At 63.1% G+C, this 16146-nt stretch carries 16 protein-coding genes; 8 read left to right on the top strand and 8 right to left on the bottom strand.

The window, feature by feature from the left end; genetic code table 11:
• Positions 1-127: 127 nt before the first annotated feature.
• From rpoZ to AC0QTX_RS08820, 6 genes are all read left to right on the top strand, one after another.
• Positions 128-538 carry a DNA-directed RNA polymerase subunit omega gene (gene rpoZ, locus AC0QTX_RS08845; protein ID WP_474603466.1) on the top strand — a complete coding sequence of 137 codons (411 nt, stop codon included), beginning with the start codon at positions 128-130 and terminating at the stop codon, positions 536-538.
• A 190-nt stretch (positions 539-728) separates the two neighbouring features.
• Positions 729-2900, top strand: coding sequence for a RelA/SpoT family protein (locus AC0QTX_RS08840; RefSeq protein ID WP_474603465.1), 2172 nt, complete (start codon positions 729-731; stop codon positions 2898-2900).
• Positions 2901-2906: 6 nt separating this feature from the next.
• Positions 2907-3614, top strand: a complete 708-nt coding sequence (locus AC0QTX_RS08835) for a gamma-glutamyl-gamma-aminobutyrate hydrolase family protein (protein WP_474603464.1) — start codon at positions 2907-2909, stop codon at positions 3612-3614.
• 14 nt (positions 3615-3628) lie between these two features.
• Positions 3629-4339, top strand: a complete 711-nt coding sequence (locus tag AC0QTX_RS08830) for an HAD family hydrolase (protein ID WP_474603463.1) — start codon at positions 3629-3631, stop codon at positions 4337-4339.
• A 109-nt stretch (positions 4340-4448) separates the two neighbouring features.
• Positions 4449-5036, top strand: a complete 588-nt coding sequence (pyrE, locus tag AC0QTX_RS08825; protein ID WP_474603462.1) for an orotate phosphoribosyltransferase — start codon at positions 4449-4451, stop codon at positions 5034-5036.
• A gap of 238 nt (positions 5037-5274) precedes the next feature.
• Positions 5275-5919, top strand: a complete 645-nt coding sequence (locus AC0QTX_RS08820) for a LabA-like NYN domain-containing protein (protein ID WP_474603461.1) — start codon at positions 5275-5277, stop codon at positions 5917-5919.
• Positions 5920-5987: 68 nt separating this feature from the next.
• Here AC0QTX_RS08820 and AC0QTX_RS08815 read toward each other — a convergent pair whose 3' ends face one another.
• From AC0QTX_RS08815 to dapA, 3 genes are read right to left on the bottom strand one after another with little or no spacing between them, the layout of a single operon-like run.
• A complete protein-coding gene (locus tag AC0QTX_RS08815; RefSeq protein ID WP_474603460.1) occupies positions 5988-6518 on the bottom strand; it encodes a glycine cleavage system transcriptional repressor in 531 nt (176 codons plus the stop codon).
• Between the two features lie 51 nt (positions 6519-6569).
• Complete coding sequence (smpB, locus tag AC0QTX_RS08810) at positions 6570-7043, bottom strand: SsrA-binding protein SmpB (protein ID WP_474603459.1); 474 nt, start codon at positions 7041-7043, stop codon at positions 6570-6572.
• Between the two features lie 11 nt (positions 7044-7054).
• Entirely contained in the window at positions 7055-7939 is an 885-nt protein-coding gene (gene dapA / locus AC0QTX_RS08805) for a 4-hydroxy-tetrahydrodipicolinate synthase (protein ID WP_474603458.1), read from the bottom strand.
• A gap of 189 nt (positions 7940-8128) precedes the next feature.
• Between dapA and AC0QTX_RS08800 the strand changes: the two genes are divergently transcribed.
• Complete coding sequence (locus AC0QTX_RS08800; protein ID WP_474603457.1) at positions 8129-10171, top strand: lytic transglycosylase domain-containing protein; 2043 nt, start codon at positions 8129-8131, stop codon at positions 10169-10171.
• A gap of 44 nt (positions 10172-10215) precedes the next feature.
• Complete coding sequence (locus AC0QTX_RS08795) at positions 10216-11097, top strand: alpha/beta fold hydrolase (protein WP_474603456.1); 882 nt, start codon at positions 10216-10218, stop codon at positions 11095-11097.
• Positions 11098-11243: 146 nt separating this feature from the next.
• On the opposite strand, the gene AC0QTX_RS08790 is transcribed toward AC0QTX_RS08795, so the two are convergent.
• The 5 genes from AC0QTX_RS08790 to AC0QTX_RS08770 all read right to left on the bottom strand — a co-directional run bounded on the left by AC0QTX_RS08790 (position 11244) and on the right by AC0QTX_RS08770 (position 16144).
• Positions 11244-12455: a porin gene (locus tag AC0QTX_RS08790; RefSeq protein WP_474603455.1), complete on the bottom strand. Its 1212-nt coding sequence runs from the start codon at positions 12453-12455 to the stop codon at positions 11244-11246.
• A gap of 504 nt (positions 12456-12959) precedes the next feature.
• Positions 12960-14075 (bottom strand): 4-hydroxyphenylpyruvate dioxygenase, encoded by a 1116-nt coding sequence (hppD, locus tag AC0QTX_RS08785; RefSeq protein WP_474603454.1) that lies wholly within the window; start codon positions 14073-14075, stop codon positions 12960-12962.
• A gap of 85 nt (positions 14076-14160) precedes the next feature.
• Entirely contained in the window at positions 14161-14787 is a 627-nt protein-coding gene (maiA, locus tag AC0QTX_RS08780) for a maleylacetoacetate isomerase (protein WP_474603453.1), read from the bottom strand.
• The gene (locus AC0QTX_RS08775) at positions 14784-15242 is read right to left on the bottom strand and encodes a MarR family winged helix-turn-helix transcriptional regulator (RefSeq protein ID WP_474603452.1); all 459 of its coding nucleotides are present in this window, start codon (positions 15240-15242) and stop codon (positions 14784-14786) included. The genes maiA and AC0QTX_RS08775 overlap by 4 nt, the downstream gene beginning before the upstream one ends.
• Positions 15243-15382: 140 nt before the next feature.
• The gene (locus AC0QTX_RS08770; RefSeq protein ID WP_474603451.1) at positions 15383-16144 is read right to left on the bottom strand and encodes a hypothetical protein; all 762 of its coding nucleotides are present in this window, start codon (positions 16142-16144) and stop codon (positions 15383-15385) included.
• Between the last annotated feature and the right edge of the window lie 2 nt (positions 16145-16146).

Raw genomic sequence — 16146 nt, 5'->3', positions numbered from 1 at the left:
GGCCCGCACGTGGCCGCAGCTCTCTCCCCAAGCCCCTGCCGCAGAACGCATCCTCTTGTTTTCTTGAGACAACCGGTGTATCCGGTCCCTCTTCCGATATTCCTTGAACCTGAAGAAGGAGCCCCGCATGGCTCGCGTGACCGTCGAAGACTGCATCGACAAGGTCGACAACCGGTTTGAGCTCGTGCTGCTGGCCAGCCACCGGGCCCGCCTAATCTCGTCGGGCTCGCCCCTCACCATCGACCGCGACCGCGACAAGAATCCGGTCGTGGCCCTCCGTGAGATCGCCGACGAGACCATCGCTCCGGACGACCTGAAGGAGCAGCTGATCCACTCCATGCAGAAATACGTCGAGGTGGACGAGCCTGAGGCGGAAGCCGTTCCGATGCTCAGCAACACCGCCGCGGCCCCTACCACAGGCAGCAGCGACAACGACGCGGACGTGCAGTTCGACCGCATGAGCGAGGAAGACCTGCTGCGCGGCTTGGAGGGCCTCGTGCCCCCGAGCAGCAGCGCGGACGACGACGACCGAGAGTAAGCGCGCTCAAACCTTGTTTCGAAAAGCCCGGCCCCTTGCCGGGCTTTTTTGTTGAACGCCTTGACCACTGCCCGGCATGCCTGCCATGCGGCAAGGTATTCAGCTTGCGGTCGATAGACGTTGTACAATATCTTCAATGCCTTCCTGATTTTAAGCCAGATCGACCGGGCCCAAAGGAGATGTCGGCCGTATGATGCGCCAGTATGAACTCGTCGAGCGGGTCAAGCGCTACAACCCCTCGGCCGACGAGGCGCTTCTCAACCGCGCTTACGTGTACGCCATGATGGCTCATGGCACCCAGAAGCGGGCATCCGGCGATCTGTTCTTCGGCCACCCTCTCGAGGTGGCGGCCATTTTGACCGACCTCAAGCTCGACGACGCGACCATCGCGGCGGCGGTCCTTCACGATACGGTGGAAGACACCCAGGCGACCCTCGAGGAGATCAACAAGACCTTCGGCCCCCAGATCGGCTCCCTCGTCGACGGCCTCACCAAGATCAAGCGCCTCGACCTCGTCTCGAAGCGGGCCGCTCAGGGCGAGAACTTCCGCAAGCTGCTGCTCGCAATCGCGGACGACGTGCGCGTTCTCCTGGTCAAGCTCGCCGACCGGCTGCACAACATGCGCACCCTGCAGTTCATGCCGGCGGAGAAGCGCAAGCGCATCGCCGAAGAGACCCTCGACATCTATGCGCCGCTCGCCGGCCGCATGGGTATCCAGGAGATGCGCGAGGAGCTGGAGGAGCTGTCCTTCCAGAACCTGGACCCGGAGGCCTACGAGGCCATCCGGCGCCACCTGGGCGAACTCTCGGCCAAGAGCGAGAAGCTGGTCGAGGAGATCGAGCGGACCCTGACCACCAAGCTGCGCGCCCAGGGGATCGAGGCGATCGTCTCGGGACGCCAGAAGCGGCCCTATTCCATCTGGCGCAAGATGGAGCGGAAATCCGTCTCCTTCGAGCAGCTCTCGGACATCTTCGCGTTCCGCATCATCGTGAAGACCATCGACGAGTGCTACAGGGCGCTCGGCATCGTGCATACCAGCTGGCCCATGGTGCCGGGCCGGTACAAGGACTACATCTCGACCCCGAAGCAGAACGACTACCGCTCCATCCACACGACGGTGATCGGGCCGGGCAGCCAGCGCGTCGAGCTTCAGATCCGCACCGAGGACATGGACGAGGTGGCGGAATTCGGTATCGCCGCGCATGCCCTCTACAAGGAAGGCGTGAACAACGATTCGCGCCTGGCCACGGAAAGCCGGGCTTATCAATGGCTCAGGCGCACCATCGACCTCCTGGCGGAAGGCGACAATCCGGAGGAGTTTCTCGAGCACACGAAGCTCGAACTCTTCCACGATCAGGTCTTCTGCTTCACGCCCAAAGGCCGCCTCATCGCCCTGCCCCGCGGCGCGACGCCCATCGATTTCGCCTATGCGGTGCACACCGATGTCGGCAACACGGCGGTGGGCTGCAAGATCAACGGCCGCATGTCGCCCCTGTTGACCGAGTTGCAGAACGGCGACGAGGTGGAGATCGTCCGGGCCGAGGGCCAGACGCCTCCCGCCGCCTGGGAGTCCCTCGTGGTCACCGGCAAGGCGCGCGCCTCGATCCGCCGCGCGACCCGTGCTGCCGTGCGCCGGCAATATACCGGCCTCGGCCATCAGATCCTGGAGCGCGCCTTCGAGCGCGCCGGCCGCACCTTCTCGGACGAGAAGCTGAAAGGCGCCCTGCCCCGGCTGGCCCGCGTCTCCGTCGAGGATGTCCTGGCGGCAGTGGGCCGCGGCGAGATGTTCTCCGGCGACGTGGTGCGGGCGGTCTATCCCGATTATTTCGAGGAACGGCGCGCCGGCAGCGACGGCAGGGGCGGCGGACAGCCCGACGGCGTGGCCAAGAAGAGCGCCGGCGAGCATTCGAGCGGCATTCCGATCCGCGGCCTCAACACGGATATGCCGATCCGCTTCGCGCCGGACGGCGGCGCCGTGCCGGGAGACCGCATCGTCGGCATCATGACGCCTGGCGAAGGCGTGACGATCTACCCGATCCAGTCTCCGTCCCTGGCGGCATACGACAACGAGCCGGACCGCTGGATCGACGTGCGGTGGGACCTTGAGGCAGACTCGACCCAGCGTTTCCCGGCGCGCATCAAGCTGCAATCGATCAACGAGCCGGGATCGCTGGCCCAGATCACGCAGGTGATCGCCGATCATGACGGCAACATCGACAACGTGTCCATGAAGCGGCGCACCCAGGACTTCACCGACATGACCATCGACCTGACGGTCTGGGACCTGAAGCACCTCAATGCTATCATCGCGGAGCTTCGCGCCAAGCGCGTGGTGAGTCGCGTCGATCGTGTAACCGGGTAGAATTCCATGTCTCATAATCCTCGCATCGCCGTCATCATGGACGAGAACACCAGCGGCGACGGCACCCGCTACGATACGACGAAGGCGTATTTCGTCGCCGTCCAGCGCGCCGGCGGCCTGCCCTTCGGCATTCCCTACATTCCCGAGATGGTCGCGCCGGTCGTGGAGGAATTCGACGGCTTCGTGAGCGTCGGCGGGCGCATCCGGTTTCCCCGTGACTGGTACGTTCCCGGAGACGAATCGCGCTACCCGTCATCGGAGCGGCTCGAGGTCGAGCAGGCGCTCATGCGGGGATTTCTCGAACGCGACAAGCCGGTGCTCGGCATCTGCAACGGGATGCAGATGCTCGCCTGTCTGCATGGCGGACGCATGGTGCATGAGGTGCGCAAAGCCGGCCCGCACATTCTCACTCATGATGAGCGGACCGCCATGCACCCGGTCGAGATCGTACCGGGCACGATGCTTTCGCGCATCCTGGGAACGACGCGGCTCGACGTGAACAGCCGCCATCAGGAGGCGGTTGTTGCAGCCTCCGATCAGGCTGTCGTCGCGGCCAGAGCAGATGATGGCGTGATCGAAGCCATCGAGATCCCGTCCAGGCGTTTTGCCATCGGCGTCCAGTGGCATCCGGAGGCCTTTGCGACTCAAGACAATCCCGGCAACAGGCTGTTCAGCGCCTTCGTGCAGGCTGCATACGATCGCCGGCAGGGCTGATACAGGAATCCCGAATGCCCATCAGCGTTCTCGGTCTCGATGCCGACGATACCCTCTGGCACAACGAGACGTTCTACCAAATGACGCGCCAGCGCTTCAACGAACTCCTCTCCGACTTCGTGGATGCGGGGACGCTCGAAGCCTCGATCGAGGCGACGGAGAAGCGCAATCTCGGCCTCTACGGCTATGGAGCGAAAGGCTTCACGCTCTCCATGATGGAAACCGCCATCCAGGTGAGCGACGGGAAGGTGTCGAGCCAAGCCCTCAGCGAGATCCTCACTATCGGACGCGAGTTGATGAACCATCCCGTGGAGCCCCTCCCCGGCGTTCGGGAAGCGCTCGAAGCGCTCTCGGCGGAGTACAAGCTCGTGCTGATCACCAAAGGCGATCTCTTCCATCAGGAATCGAAGCTCGCCGGCTCCGGCCTCGGCGGCTTCTTCTCGGGGGTCGAGATCGTCAGCGAGAAGAAGGCCGAGACCTACACCCGCATCTTCTCGCGCCACGGCGCGGGTCCGGAGCACGCCGCCATGGCCGGCAACTCCGTGCGCTCGGACGTGCTGCCGGCGCTCGAAGCCGGCAGCTATGCGGCGCTCATACCGTTCCACTTGGTCTGGGCCCACGAGGACGCACCGCTTCCGACGGAGCATCCCCGGTTCGCGGAGTTGCCAACGCTCGGGGAATTGCCGCGGTGGTTGGCAGAGGTTTCGGAAGATCGAATGGGCTGACCTCAGGGATCCATAACCCGAGCAGGCTTACGGAGAAGGATTGTCCTTCTGTATGATCTTGCCTCCCGCCCCGACCCCTGCCAAAAGCGCTCTAGCAGGAGACGCTCCCATGACCCCGAACGACGTTCTCGATGAATTCCGCTCCGCAGGCGCGTTGCTGGAGGGGCACTTCATTCTCTCGTCGGGGCTGCACAGCCCGGTCTTCCTGCAGAAGATGTTCGTGTTTCAGGATCCGGCGCGGACCGAGCGGGTCTGCCGGGCGCTGGCGCAGAAGATCATGGACGCTTTCGGGTCCGTGGATTACGTGGTCTCTCCGGCCGTCGGCGGCATCGTGCCCGGCTATGAGACCGCGCGGCATCTCGGCGCCAAAGCCATCTTCGTCGAGCGGGAAAGCGGGGAGTTCGTCCTACGCCGCGGCTTCACGATTCCGGAGGGCGCGCGCGTCGTCATGGTGGAAGACATCGTGACGACTGGACTTTCCTCTCGGGAATGCCTGACGGCCCTGCGTGAGCATCCCGGAACGATCCTCGGTGCCGCCTGCCTCATCGACCGCTCCGGCGGCAAAGCCGATCTCGGCGTGCCGCTCGTGTCCCTGGTTCAGCTCGACATTCCGGCCTATGCGCCGGACCAGCTGCCGCCCGAACTGGCGGCACTTCCAGCCATCAAACCGGGCAGCCGAAGCCTGAAATCAAAATAGCTGTTCATTTGTCACAGAATGGCTTGACTGCCTTGGTTCCGACAACTTGACTCTTGGAATTTACACGCCATTAAGTATTTTCCATTGTCAGGATTACTGGACCGAAGGGTTAATAACAGCCTGTTCTGGGGCACGTCATACATTTTTCGCGCAGTTATATTGCCTGCGTAAATAATAGATGTTGCTTGAATAATGAAGGTTGTTAGGCCGCTCCGGCAGACACGGATAGAGAATACTTATGTCAGGCCAGCAGCGGATCGCTCTCTTCATTGATGGCGCCAACCTTTACGCTACCACGAAAACTCTGGGCTTCGATATCGATTACAAGCGCCTCCTGAAGGAATTCCAGAGCCGCGGCTCGCTTGTGCGGGCATTTTACTACACGGCCCTTGTTGAGGATCAGGAATATTCTTCCATTCGTCCGCTGATCGACTGGCTCGATTATAACGGCTACCGGGTGGTGACGAAGCCGACCAAGGAGTTCGTCGACTCCGCCGGCCGCCGCAAGGTCAAGGGCAACATGGACATCGAGCTCGCCATCGATGCGCTGGAGCTCTCGCCCTTTATCGATCACATGGTCTTGTTCTCCGGCGACGGCGACTTCCGCTCCCTCGTCGAGGCGATGCAGCGGCGGGGCGTGCGGGTCTCGGTGGTGTCCACCGTCACCACGCAGCCGCCAATGGTCGCCGACGAATTGCGCCGGCAGGCGGACGAGTTCCTCGACCTCTCGCAACTCGCGTCCCGAATCGGCCGCGATCCCTCGGATCGGCCGCAACGTCCCTTGAGCGAGAACGGGGATCGCCAGCGGCCGCAGCCGCGCAATGGCGCCCTCGAGAGCCGCTACGGCATCCGCCAGCCGCAGGACGACGAACTCGATATCTGACAGGATCGGTCTTAACTGCATCATGGCCGTCCCCGGACCAAGCCGGGTACAGCCATTGTCTTATCGGATCAGAGCGAACTCTCTTCCACCCGGCAGCTCAATCCCAGGGCGCCGGCGGTGTTGCTCACGGTGGCCAGGCACGGATCGGTCCGCTCAGGCGGGATCGAAACCGCGAAGCGCGTCACGTAAAGCCCGCCCTCAGCGTCCGGCAGCTTGCGAGCCTCAAGGCGCACGATATTGGCCTCGTATTGCCTGAACACCTCGGCGAGGCGGGCGACCAGCCCGAGCTGATCGCCGCCGCTGATGGCGATGCGATGAGTGACGCTTCCGGCAGGGCCTGGGCTCGGGTCGAAAGCATAGGGCACCGCCCGGATCTCGGCGCCGTCGAGTTCCGCAAGCTGCCTGAGACCGGCCTCTACCTCGCCCGCCGTCACCCCCGGCGGGAGCTCGCACAAGGCCACGAACTCGGCCCCGGAGCCGAGGGACGCAAAGGTCGTGTCCCGCAGGTTCACGCCGATGTCGAACAGGTGCTCGGCAATGGCCGCAACCAGCCCGACCCGATCGGGCCCGAGAACCGACACAAGAGCCACGGACGCCATGTCTTTCCTCCTGAACGAGTCCAGGGAAATCTAGCGCACGATGCCGTTGCGTCAGCCCTTGTCGCGCATGAGGCGGGCCTTCTCCCGGTTCCAGGAGCGCTCCTTCTCCGTCTCGCGCTTGTCGTGCAGCTTCTTGCCTCGGCCGAGGCCCAGCTCCACCTTCGCCCTTCCGCGCTCGTTGAAATAGATCTTGAGCGGAATCACCGTGAACCCCTCCCGCTGCGTGGCGCCGATCAGCTTGTCGATCTGGTGCTTGTGCAGCAGCAGGCGCCGGGGGCGCTTGGTTTCGTGGTTGAAGCGGTTGGCCTGCAGGTATTCGGGAATATAGGCGTTGAAGAGATAGAACTCCTCCCCCGAGGGCCCGGCATGGGCCTCGCCGATGGTCGCCTTTCCCTGGCGCAGGGATTTCACCTCCGTGCCGGTGAGCGCGATCCCTGCCTCATAGGTATCGATGATCTCATAATTGTACCGCGCCTTCCTGTTGTCGGCGACGACGCGGTTGGGACTCTTCGGGTCTTTTGCCATGAGCTCTGTTTTTAAGCGTTGATCAGGCCCGCATGGACCATGGCCGAGCGAACGGCCTGCTTCGCGTTGTCGGAGGCCGGCACCAGCGGCAGGCGCACATCGGCTTCCATGAGGCCGAGCAGCGACGCGGCGTATTTCACCGGCGTCGGATTGGTCTCGATGAACAGGTTCGTATGCAGGGGCATGAGCCGGTCCTGCACCTTCAGGGCCGAGGCGTAATCGCCGCTGAGGCAGGCATTCTGCATTTCGGCGCAGAGGCGGGGCGCCACGTTGGAGGTGACCGAAATGCAGCCATGCCCGCCATGGGCCATGAAGCCGAGAGCCGTGGCATCCTCGCCGGAGAGCTGGATGAAATCGGGTCCCAGCATCTGCCTCTGGAGGCTGACGCGCGCCATGTTGGCGGTGGCGTCCTTCACGCCGGCGATGTTCTTCAGCTCGTAGAGCCGCGCCATGGTCTCCACGGACATGTCGATCACGGAGCGGCCGGGGATGTTGTAGATGAAGATCGGAATGCCGATGGCGTCGTTGATCGCCTTGAAGTGCTGGTAGAGCCCTTCCTGCGTGGGCTTGTTGTAATAGGGCGTGACGATGAGCACCGCATCGGCGCCCACCTTCTCCGCATGCTTGGCGAAGGCCACCGCCTCCCCCGTGCTGTTGGAGCCGGCGCCGGCGATCACCGGCACCCGACCCTTGGCCTCCTCGACGCAGATCTCGACAACCCGGTCATGCTCCTTGTGGCTCAGTGTCGGGCTCTCACCGGTCGTTCCCACGGGAACGAGGCCGCTGGTGCCTTCCTGAATCTGCCAATTGATGAAGGACCGGAACGCCGCCTCATCCACGGCGCCATCCTTGAACGGAGTCACCAGGGCCGTGATGGAGCCTTTGAATTGGGTCATGAATCTTCCTCGGGTAAAATGCGCCGGGTCCTAAAGGCCACAAGGGTTTAACACATAGGGGGTGCGGCGCATGGGCGCAAACGTTCCTTCGGGGAGTTGTCCTAGCTCGGCTCATAGTGTTTCCTCAAGAGAAACGTCGTCACTATGGGATACGGGCGACAGCAAAGGGGTTAGCGGGTGAGCCTCAACATGCGTCTTCTCATACGTCTTGTGACATCGGTCGCGCTTGTCCAACTCTCCACCCTCGCGGTTCATGCCACCGAAACGCCCCCTTCGAAAATCGAGGCACCTCAGACCAGCACCCTGGAATCCTTCGTTCCGGCCAATCCGGTGCCGGGAGACCTGGATCATCTGGCCGGGATCTTCAAGGCCTATCGGGACAACGATCTGACCGAGGCCGAGATCCTCAGGACCAAGCTCACGCAGCCCGCCGCCCGTGCCCTCGGGGAGTGGTTCGCGATCCGCAGCGGCACCCCCATCACCTTCGACCGGATCATGGCCTTCCGGAAGGAATATCCGGACTGGCCCCTGACGAACCAGATCCGGCGCAGAAGCGAGGACACCTTGCTGTCCGACCGCCGGTCGCCGCCTCAGGTTCGCTTCTTCTTCGCCGATCAAGCCCCCGTCACGGTGGGTGGACGGATTGCGCTTGCCTTCGCCCTGAAGGCGGACGGCCTCGATCAGGAGGCTCATGAAAAGATCCGCCATGTGTGGCGGGAGGACACGTTCGGCCCCGATCTGGAGCGCCGCATCCTCGACCAGTTCCCCGGCGTGCTCACCCAGGCCGATCACCGCTTCCGCATGGAGCGGCTTCTCCTCAAGGAAAACTGGGGCGGAGCCCAGCGGGCTGCAGGTCATGCTGGCAAGGATTACGAACTCCTCGTCAAGGCGCGCATGGCCGTGTTCCAGGGCAAGAAGAAAGCCCAGAAGGCTTTCGCTGCCGTTCCGACCTCGCTGCGCAGCGACCCGTCCTATCTGTTCTCCCGTGCCCTGCTCCAGCGCCGCAGCAACAACCTGATCGAGGCCGCCGGCATCATCATGCAGGCGCCGCGCGACCCGGAGCTCCGGGTCGATGGCGACGAGTGGTGGGTCGAGCAGCGCCTGATCACCCGCGAGCTTCTCGACAAGGGCGATGCCAAGACGGCCTATGAGGTGGCAAGCCACCATGCGGCCGAATCCCCGGTGCAGCAGATCGAGGCAGAGTTCCATGCGGGCTGGATCGCCCTGCGCTTCCTGAACGATCCGTCGAAGGCGTCCCAGCACTTCGCTGCCGTCGCCAAGACGGCCTCGACACCCATCTCCCTCTCGCGCGTCGCCTACTGGCAGGGTCGAGCGGCGGAGGCGGCCGGCGAGGCTCAGAACGCCCGCCTGTCCTATGAGCGCGCCGCAGACAACCCCACGACCTATTACGGGCAGCTGGCCCAGGAGAAGCTCGGTCGAACCATCGCCTTGAGGAAAGTCGATCCTCTCACGGAGGATGAGCGCAAGGCTTTCAACGCCCTCGTTCCGGTGCAGGCCTTGCAGTTGCTGCAGCAGATCGGCGAGCAGGATCTGGCTATGGGGCTGTATTCCGACCTGGCTCAGACCATGAGCGATCCTGGCCAGCTCGATGCTCTGGCAGGCCTCGCCACATCGCAGCAGAACCCCCGGGCGGTTCTCGCCATCGGCAAGATCGCCCTGCAGAGGGGATTCCCGCTCGACCAGCACGCCTATCCCCTGGCCGCCATTCCGGACTTCCAGCCGGTTGGTGATGAGGTGGAGCCGGCCATGGTCTATGCCATCGCCCGCCAGGAAAGCGCCTTCAATCCCCGCGCCATCTCCAGCGCCGGGGCCCGCGGCCTCATGCAGCTCATGCCGGCCACCGCCAAGAGAACCGCCCAGCGCTTCGGCGTCGGGTTCGACCTGAAGCGCCTGATCGAGGATCCGTCCTACAACGCAAAGATCGGCTCCGCCCATCTCGGCGAACTGATGGAGGATTGGAAAGGCTCCCATATCCTTGCCTTCGCGTCCTACAATGCGGGCGGCGGCAACGTGATCAAATGGGTCCGGTCCTACGGCGATCCCCGCAAGCCCGAGGTGGATGAGGTCGACTGGGTCGAGCGCATCCCCTTCTACGAGACCCGCAATTACGTGCAGCGCGTTCTTGAAAACCTGAGGGTCTACCGGCAGCGCCTGAACGAGAAAGCCGCGCCGGCGGCTCCGGCAACTGCGGACGCGACAAGCACCAACTAGTCATGCAAGATGCGGCTCATCGATGCCCATGACAATGGATTGAGATGAGCGACACCTACCGGGATCTGTTCGCATCCGCAGCCGACGGACTGCGCCTCTATGCTCGAGACTACGCCCCAGGCAGGCCTGGAGTCTTGCCGGTCGTATGCCTCTCAGGCCTCACGCGATCATCGGAGGATTTTCACGCGCTCGCTGTGGCTCTGAGCCGCGATTCGTCGCGTCCCCGCCGCGTTCTGTCCCTGGACTATCGCGGCCGCGGCCGTTCCGACTGGGATCGGGATTGGCGCAATTACGACGTCAAGATCGAGCTGAACGATGTTCTGCAAGTGCTGACGGCAGCCGGCATCGAGAAGGCATTCTTCGTCGGCACGTCCCGGGGCGGGTTGATCACCATGGCCATGAGCGCCATTCGCCCAACATTGATCGCCGGTGCGGTTCTCAACGATATCGGTCCTGTGCTCGAAGCCCGAGGACTCATGCGGATCCGAGGCTATGTCGGAAAGTTGCCGGAGCCGCGCACCATGAAGGAAGCCGTGCAGATCCTTCGACAAATGTCAGGAGCCGAGTTTCCCGCGTTCTCGAATGAGCAGTGGCAGGCCTTGGCACGGGTCACATGGCGGGAGAGCGACGGCCAGCTTATCCTCAACTACGACCCGAACCTGATGAAGACGCTCGAGGCTGCCGATCCGGAGGCTCCGCTGCCTGATCTGTGGCCGCTCTTCGAGGGATTGAAGCCGTTCCCCGTTCTCGCCATCCGTGGCGAGCATTCGGACCTGCTGTCGGACGAAACGTTGCGGGCCATGCAGGAAAGGCATCCACGGCTCAGGGCGATCACGGTTCCGGGGCAGGGACATGCCCCTGCCCTCGATGGCGATCTCACGCAGGTGATCGATCAATTCATCCTGTCGGTGGAAGGCTCCGCCTGAAGCGGGGACGCGCACGGCCCATCTCGCACGGATTCTTACGCCTAACCCCTAACGATACGGCAGTCGTTTGCCAGAGCTTCGGCAACGGCCAAAAGAAAAACCCCGGTGTTGCCACCGGGGTTTTCCTGTCCGATCAGACGAGCCGATTAGAAGTCGCGCTGGATGCGCAGACGAGCTTCCCAGCGGTCGTCGTCGACGCCGGCTACGACGCCATCGACATCGAGGTTCGCGTAGAGAGCTTCAACACCGATGTTCAGACCAGCAACCGGGGTCCAGAAGGTGTTGACGCCAACGCGCCACTCGGTGAAGTCAGCCAGGCCGATCGGAGCGTCGTCGTACTCAACGCTGGCGTACGAACCATGGACGGCCGAGCGGATGGTGGGCGTCCAGTAGTGACGCAGACCACCGGCGACCTGCCAGCCGCTTGACGTCTCGACGCCGCCGTCAGCGCCGATATAGGCGTCGACGGTCGGGGCGGACGCATCGCTCACGCCAGTCGTGGCGCCAGTGAAGCCGAGGTAGCCGAGAGCACCCTGAGCGTAGGCGGCAGAGAACCAGAGGGCATCGCCTGCACCGAGAGCCGGCAGGTTGAAGCCGATCTGCGTGCCGATGGCCCAGCCGAGCTCGCTGTCGAAGTCAGCGAAAGCGCTGCGAGCCTGGTGCAGAGCACCGGAGACCTGCACCGAACCCCAGGTGCCAGCGTACTTCACGTTACCGACGAGGTCGGGATAACGCTGACCGCCCTGACCGAAGCCGATGTCGTTGCTGACAATGGTGCTCTGGCCGTCTTCGAGCGACAGAGTGGCCGAGAAGCCATTGCCGAAGGAGAAGGTGTAGGCGAGCAGGTTCACGTCCGGATAGTCGTAGAAGCGGAGCGTGGTGATGTTCTCGTTCGGGAGATCGCCATTGGCGAAGAACGAGGTCGTACGACCGGCGGTCAGGCCACCGAACTGGATGTAGGCCTGAGCGAGGTTCGAAGAAGTGCCAGCGCCCGTACCCGCACCAGAGAAGTAGACGCCGGTGTTGCGGTCCATCTCCATGCGGATGTAGGCGCGCAGGAGGCCGTAAGCCGTTGCCGTGCGGGCGTCGAGAGCGACACGGCCACGAGCGCGGAAGCCGATGGCGTTGCTGGCGCGGGACAGCGGCTCGAGGTACTGATACTCAGCGCGGACGCGGCCGGAGACGCGCAGGCAGGTTTCAGTGCCGGGGATGTAGAAGAAGCCTGCGCCGTAGGTGGAGCAGACGCGAACGTATTCAACAGCAGCGGCCTTCCGGACGGGAAGATCGGCAGCTTGAGCTCCGGCAACAGCCGCGAGACCCGCGACCGATCCGAGGAAGAGGCTCTTAGCGAGCTTCATGGTTAAACCTCCAAAGTTTCGAGACCCTGGGGGGCCGGGTTTTTGTGCCTCGGTGACTTCATCGAAGCCCTAAACACGTCCCTTTTCCCCTAGTACCCGGCGGCTCGCCTTCTCGGTCGAACCCACCAGGATCACGACTGGGGTGCCCCCGTCGCTGGAGCCACATTATCCATCACTGCCCCGCAAGCAACCAAATGAAGGCGCAAAACGGGCGGCAGAGGGGGCTTTTCAGGGGCATGTTGCACAAACGCAACGTTCCCGCCGGACTTCTTTACTTTTGGTTAAGACTTCGGCCCGGTTCTTCATAAATCCTTAAGAAAAAAGGCTTTTGGCAGCCTCTCAAAGTCGCGTGATCATTCAGGCAAGCCCCTTTCGGCCGCTCTCCCGTGGGGCTGCCCCTGTGAATAACAGCGTCGCACCGGCGGCCACAGCTCCGTCCCAATTCCGAAAGAAAAGAGGCCGGAGCAGGTCCGGCCTCTTCTCGAATCGTTGTTGTGAACGGCCTCAGGCCACCTTCGGACCGATCACTCCCCGGCGAATCTGATCCTCCTCGATCGATTCAAAGAGCGCCTTGAAGTTGCCCTCGCCGAATCCGTCATCGCCCTTGCGCTGGATGTACTCGAAGAAGATCGGCCCGATGGCCGTCTTGCCGAAGCGCTGGAGCAGCACCTTCGTGAAACCGCCCTCGACCACGCCCTCCCCGTCGATGAGGATGCCGTTCTTCCTGAGCCGCTCGAGAGGCTCCTCGTGCTTGGGAAGGCGCTTGTCGATGCGCGAATAGTAGATCTCGTTCGGCGCCGGCATGAACTCGAGACCTGCGACTATGAGCGATTCGATGCTTTCGTAGAGGTCGTGAGAGCCCAGGGCCACGTGCTGGATGCCCTCGCCCTTGTATTCCTGTAGATACTCTTCGATCTGCCCGGTCTCGCCCGCGTCCTCGTTGATCGGGATGCGGATCTTACCGTCCGGGCTCGTCATGGCGCGGGAGTGAAGGCCCGTCAGCTTGCCCGCGATGTCGAAGTAGCGGATCTGGCGGAAGTTGAAGAGGCGCTCATAGAAGCCCGCCCATTCATTGAGCCGCCCGCGATAGACGTTATGGGTCAGGTGATCGATGTAATGGAGACCGACGCCCCTCGGCTTCGAATCCGTTTCGCCGAGCCATTCGAAATCGACATCGTAGATCGATCCCTTCGCGCCATAGCGATCAACGAAATAGATCTGCAGGCCGCCGATGCCTTCGATCGCAGGGATCTCGAGTTCATTGGGGCCGACCTGGGTCTGCACGGGCTTTGCCCCCATGGAGAGCGCGCGCTCGTAGGCGTATTTCGCATCGGCGACACGGAAGGCCATGGCCGGAGCCGACGGGCCGTGCTGAGTCGCAAACCGCTCGGCGAAGGAGCCGGGCTGCGCATTGACGATGAAGTTGATGTCGCCTTGGCGATAGAGCAGCACGTTCTTCGAACGGTGCCTGGCAACCACGCTGAAGCCCATGGTCCTGAAGAGACGGTCGAGGGCCGCCGGATCGGGATGACAGAATTCCACGAACTCGAAGCCATCGGTCCCCATCGGGTTCTCTTCGGAAATCTCCGCCGGGGGCGCATCGTGCGGGAACGGTCCCATGGTCTTCCTCCTGTCATGCCTCCCCTGAGGGAGGCGTTTGCGTGTGAAACCAACGCATCCGCCATTCGGCGGATGCAATTCTTCGTCAGGCAGCGTCGGGCTGGTTGTCCGGCGCGGCATCCTGGAAGGCCTTGAGCTCGGCGCAGGCCGCATCCACGGCGACGATTTTCGGATAGGCCTCGAGCGGGACGTTGAAGCGTCGGGCGTTGAAGACCTGCGGCACGAGATAGACATCGGCCAGCGTCACCTTGGACCCGAAAGCATAGGGTCCCGGCCCGAGCAGGGTTTCGATGGTCTCGAAACCCTCACGAACCCAGTGGGCGTACCACTCGTCCGCGGCGGCCTGATCGTGCCCGAGACGCTTCTTGAGATAGGCCAGCGTTCCGGAATTGTTGAGCGGGTGGATATCGCACGCGATCAGGCTGGCGATGGCCCGGACCTTGGCTCGGTTGACCGCACCCATCGGAAGCAGCGGCGGCTCGGGATAGATCTCGTCGAGATATTCGAGAATGGCGGGTGACTGGATGAGCGTCGTCCCGCCGATGTCGAGGGAGGGCACCCGCCTCTGAGGATTGACGGCCTGATAATCCGCCTCGCGCTGCTCCCCCTTCAGCAGGTTCACGGACACGGCTTCATAAGATGCGCCCTTGAGATGGAGGGCGATCCTCACCCGGTAGGCCGCGGACGAACGGAAATACGTGTAGAGCCTCACGCCTCGTCCTCCCCACTTGCCTGCGGCGCCAGCAACCGCGCCTGCCGGGTGAGCTTGTCGATCAAGCCGGAGAGCGTTCTCTGCTCCTGGGGAGTCAGCACCGACAGCAGACGCTCGCCCACAGCAAGGGCTTCAGGGGCCACCGCCTCGTAGATCGCCCGCCCTTCCGGCGTCAGGGCGAGCCATTCCTCACGCCGATCGTCCAGATTCGGGCGGCGCCTGACCAGACCGCGCTTCTCCAGTGCCGCAACAGCCCGGGAGACGGTCGATTTGTGCATGACGCCGTCGGGCGCCATGTCCCTGGCCGTTCGGCATTCATATTGCCCGAGAGTCACGATCACCCGCCATGCTGGGATCGAGAGACCGAACCGCTCGGCATAGATCTGGGCCAGAGCGCTTGACGTGAGCCCGGCCAGCACGTTGAGCCGGTAAGGCAGAAACTCCTCCAGAACCACCAGGGGCTCCGATGCCGGCTTCCTCGCTGCAGATCCGCTTGCCATCGCCCTACCGTTCGTTGCTGCCGCAACCAATATCAGGATTCGTTGCACGAGCAACTAGATTTGCATGACGAAACGTCAAGTCATCCCTGATCGGATCAAAGGTCGGGCTCGAAGCTCAGCCCGTCGCCGATGCTCTCGAGCGTCAGAGAAGATCTCTTACGAAGTGTGTGCCAGCGGACCCCATGGGAGTCTCGGCTGATATTGCCCGTGGTCTTTTTCGCTTTACGGGTCAGGTAGTTGATGCTGAGAGAGCTCGTGTCGCCGCTCCCCCGGTGAGTTGTATTTCGGTCATAGCCGATCAGCTCGAAGCGGCCGGATTGGTGCCGAAACGTATAGGTCGTGCTGGAAGTCTCCCATCCGCCCGCGCTCATGAACCAGTTCAGGCGCACCTGGAACCCGTCCCGCAGGATGGCAATCCCGGTCTCTCTGTCGAAGGGATCATCGGCGGCCGGTTCGGTGCGGCGGGGGATGAGGGTATGGTTCTCGAGTTGCAGACTGAACTTGCCTGCGACCCGGAAGGCGACGGCCAGAATCCGCGGATTGGTGTCGAACGGCTTCTCGCCGAGCCCGTCGAAATCCTCGATGACGTTAACAGGGTCGTTCTGGCGCAGAACCAGGATCAGATCGGCATTGCCGTCCCGATTGAGATCGCCGGAGGCTTGCGCATCAAGGATCCATCCCGGCGGGACGAAGCCTTCGGCCGTCTCGGCCTGCCGCGGCAGGCTTGGATAAGCCACCTCGGGAATGGCGAGATCCTGAGCCGCTGCGATTCGAGACGGGAGAACCGCAACGACAGAGGCAAGGCTGAAGAGTATGGCCGTCAGGCAGGAAGCGAGCCTCGCCTGACGGCACCTCACGG

Source organism: Microvirga sp. jy35 (genome assembly GCF_056148915.1).
This window is presented reverse-complemented; position numbering and strand designations above follow the sequence as displayed.

Excerpts from the sequence above, each read along its gene's own strand:
- hppD (WP_474603454.1), bottom strand. The coding sequence starts at position 14,075 with ATGGGACCGTTCCCGCACGATGCGCCCCCGGCGGAGATTTCCGAAGAG.
- AC0QTX_RS08820 (WP_474603461.1), top strand. The coding sequence starts at position 5,275 with ATGTCAGGCCAGCAGCGGATCGCTCTCTTCATTGATGGCGCCAACCTT.
- AC0QTX_RS08790 (WP_474603455.1), bottom strand. The coding sequence starts at position 12,455 with ATGAAGCTCGCTAAGAGCCTCTTCCTCGGATCGGTCGCGGGTCTCGCG.
- rpoZ (WP_474603466.1), top strand. The coding sequence starts at position 128 with ATGGCTCGCGTGACCGTCGAAGACTGCATCGACAAGGTCGACAACCGG.
- AC0QTX_RS08800 (WP_474603457.1), top strand. The coding sequence starts at position 8,129 with ATGCGTCTTCTCATACGTCTTGTGACATCGGTCGCGCTTGTCCAACTC.
- AC0QTX_RS08815 (WP_474603460.1), bottom strand. The coding sequence starts at position 6,518 with ATGGCGTCCGTGGCTCTTGTGTCGGTTCTCGGGCCCGATCGGGTCGGG.
- dapA (WP_474603458.1), bottom strand. The coding sequence starts at position 7,939 with ATGACCCAATTCAAAGGCTCCATCACGGCCCTGGTGACTCCGTTCAAG.
- smpB (WP_474603459.1), bottom strand. The coding sequence starts at position 7,043 with ATGGCAAAAGACCCGAAGAGTCCCAACCGCGTCGTCGCCGACAACAGG.
- pyrE (WP_474603462.1), top strand. The coding sequence starts at position 4,449 with ATGACCCCGAACGACGTTCTCGATGAATTCCGCTCCGCAGGCGCGTTG.
- AC0QTX_RS08795 (WP_474603456.1), top strand. The coding sequence starts at position 10,216 with ATGAGCGACACCTACCGGGATCTGTTCGCATCCGCAGCCGACGGACTG.
- AC0QTX_RS08840 (WP_474603465.1), top strand. The coding sequence starts at position 729 with ATGATGCGCCAGTATGAACTCGTCGAGCGGGTCAAGCGCTACAACCCC.
- AC0QTX_RS08830 (WP_474603463.1), top strand. The coding sequence starts at position 3,629 with ATGCCCATCAGCGTTCTCGGTCTCGATGCCGACGATACCCTCTGGCAC.
- AC0QTX_RS08835 (WP_474603464.1), top strand. The coding sequence starts at position 2,907 with ATGTCTCATAATCCTCGCATCGCCGTCATCATGGACGAGAACACCAGC.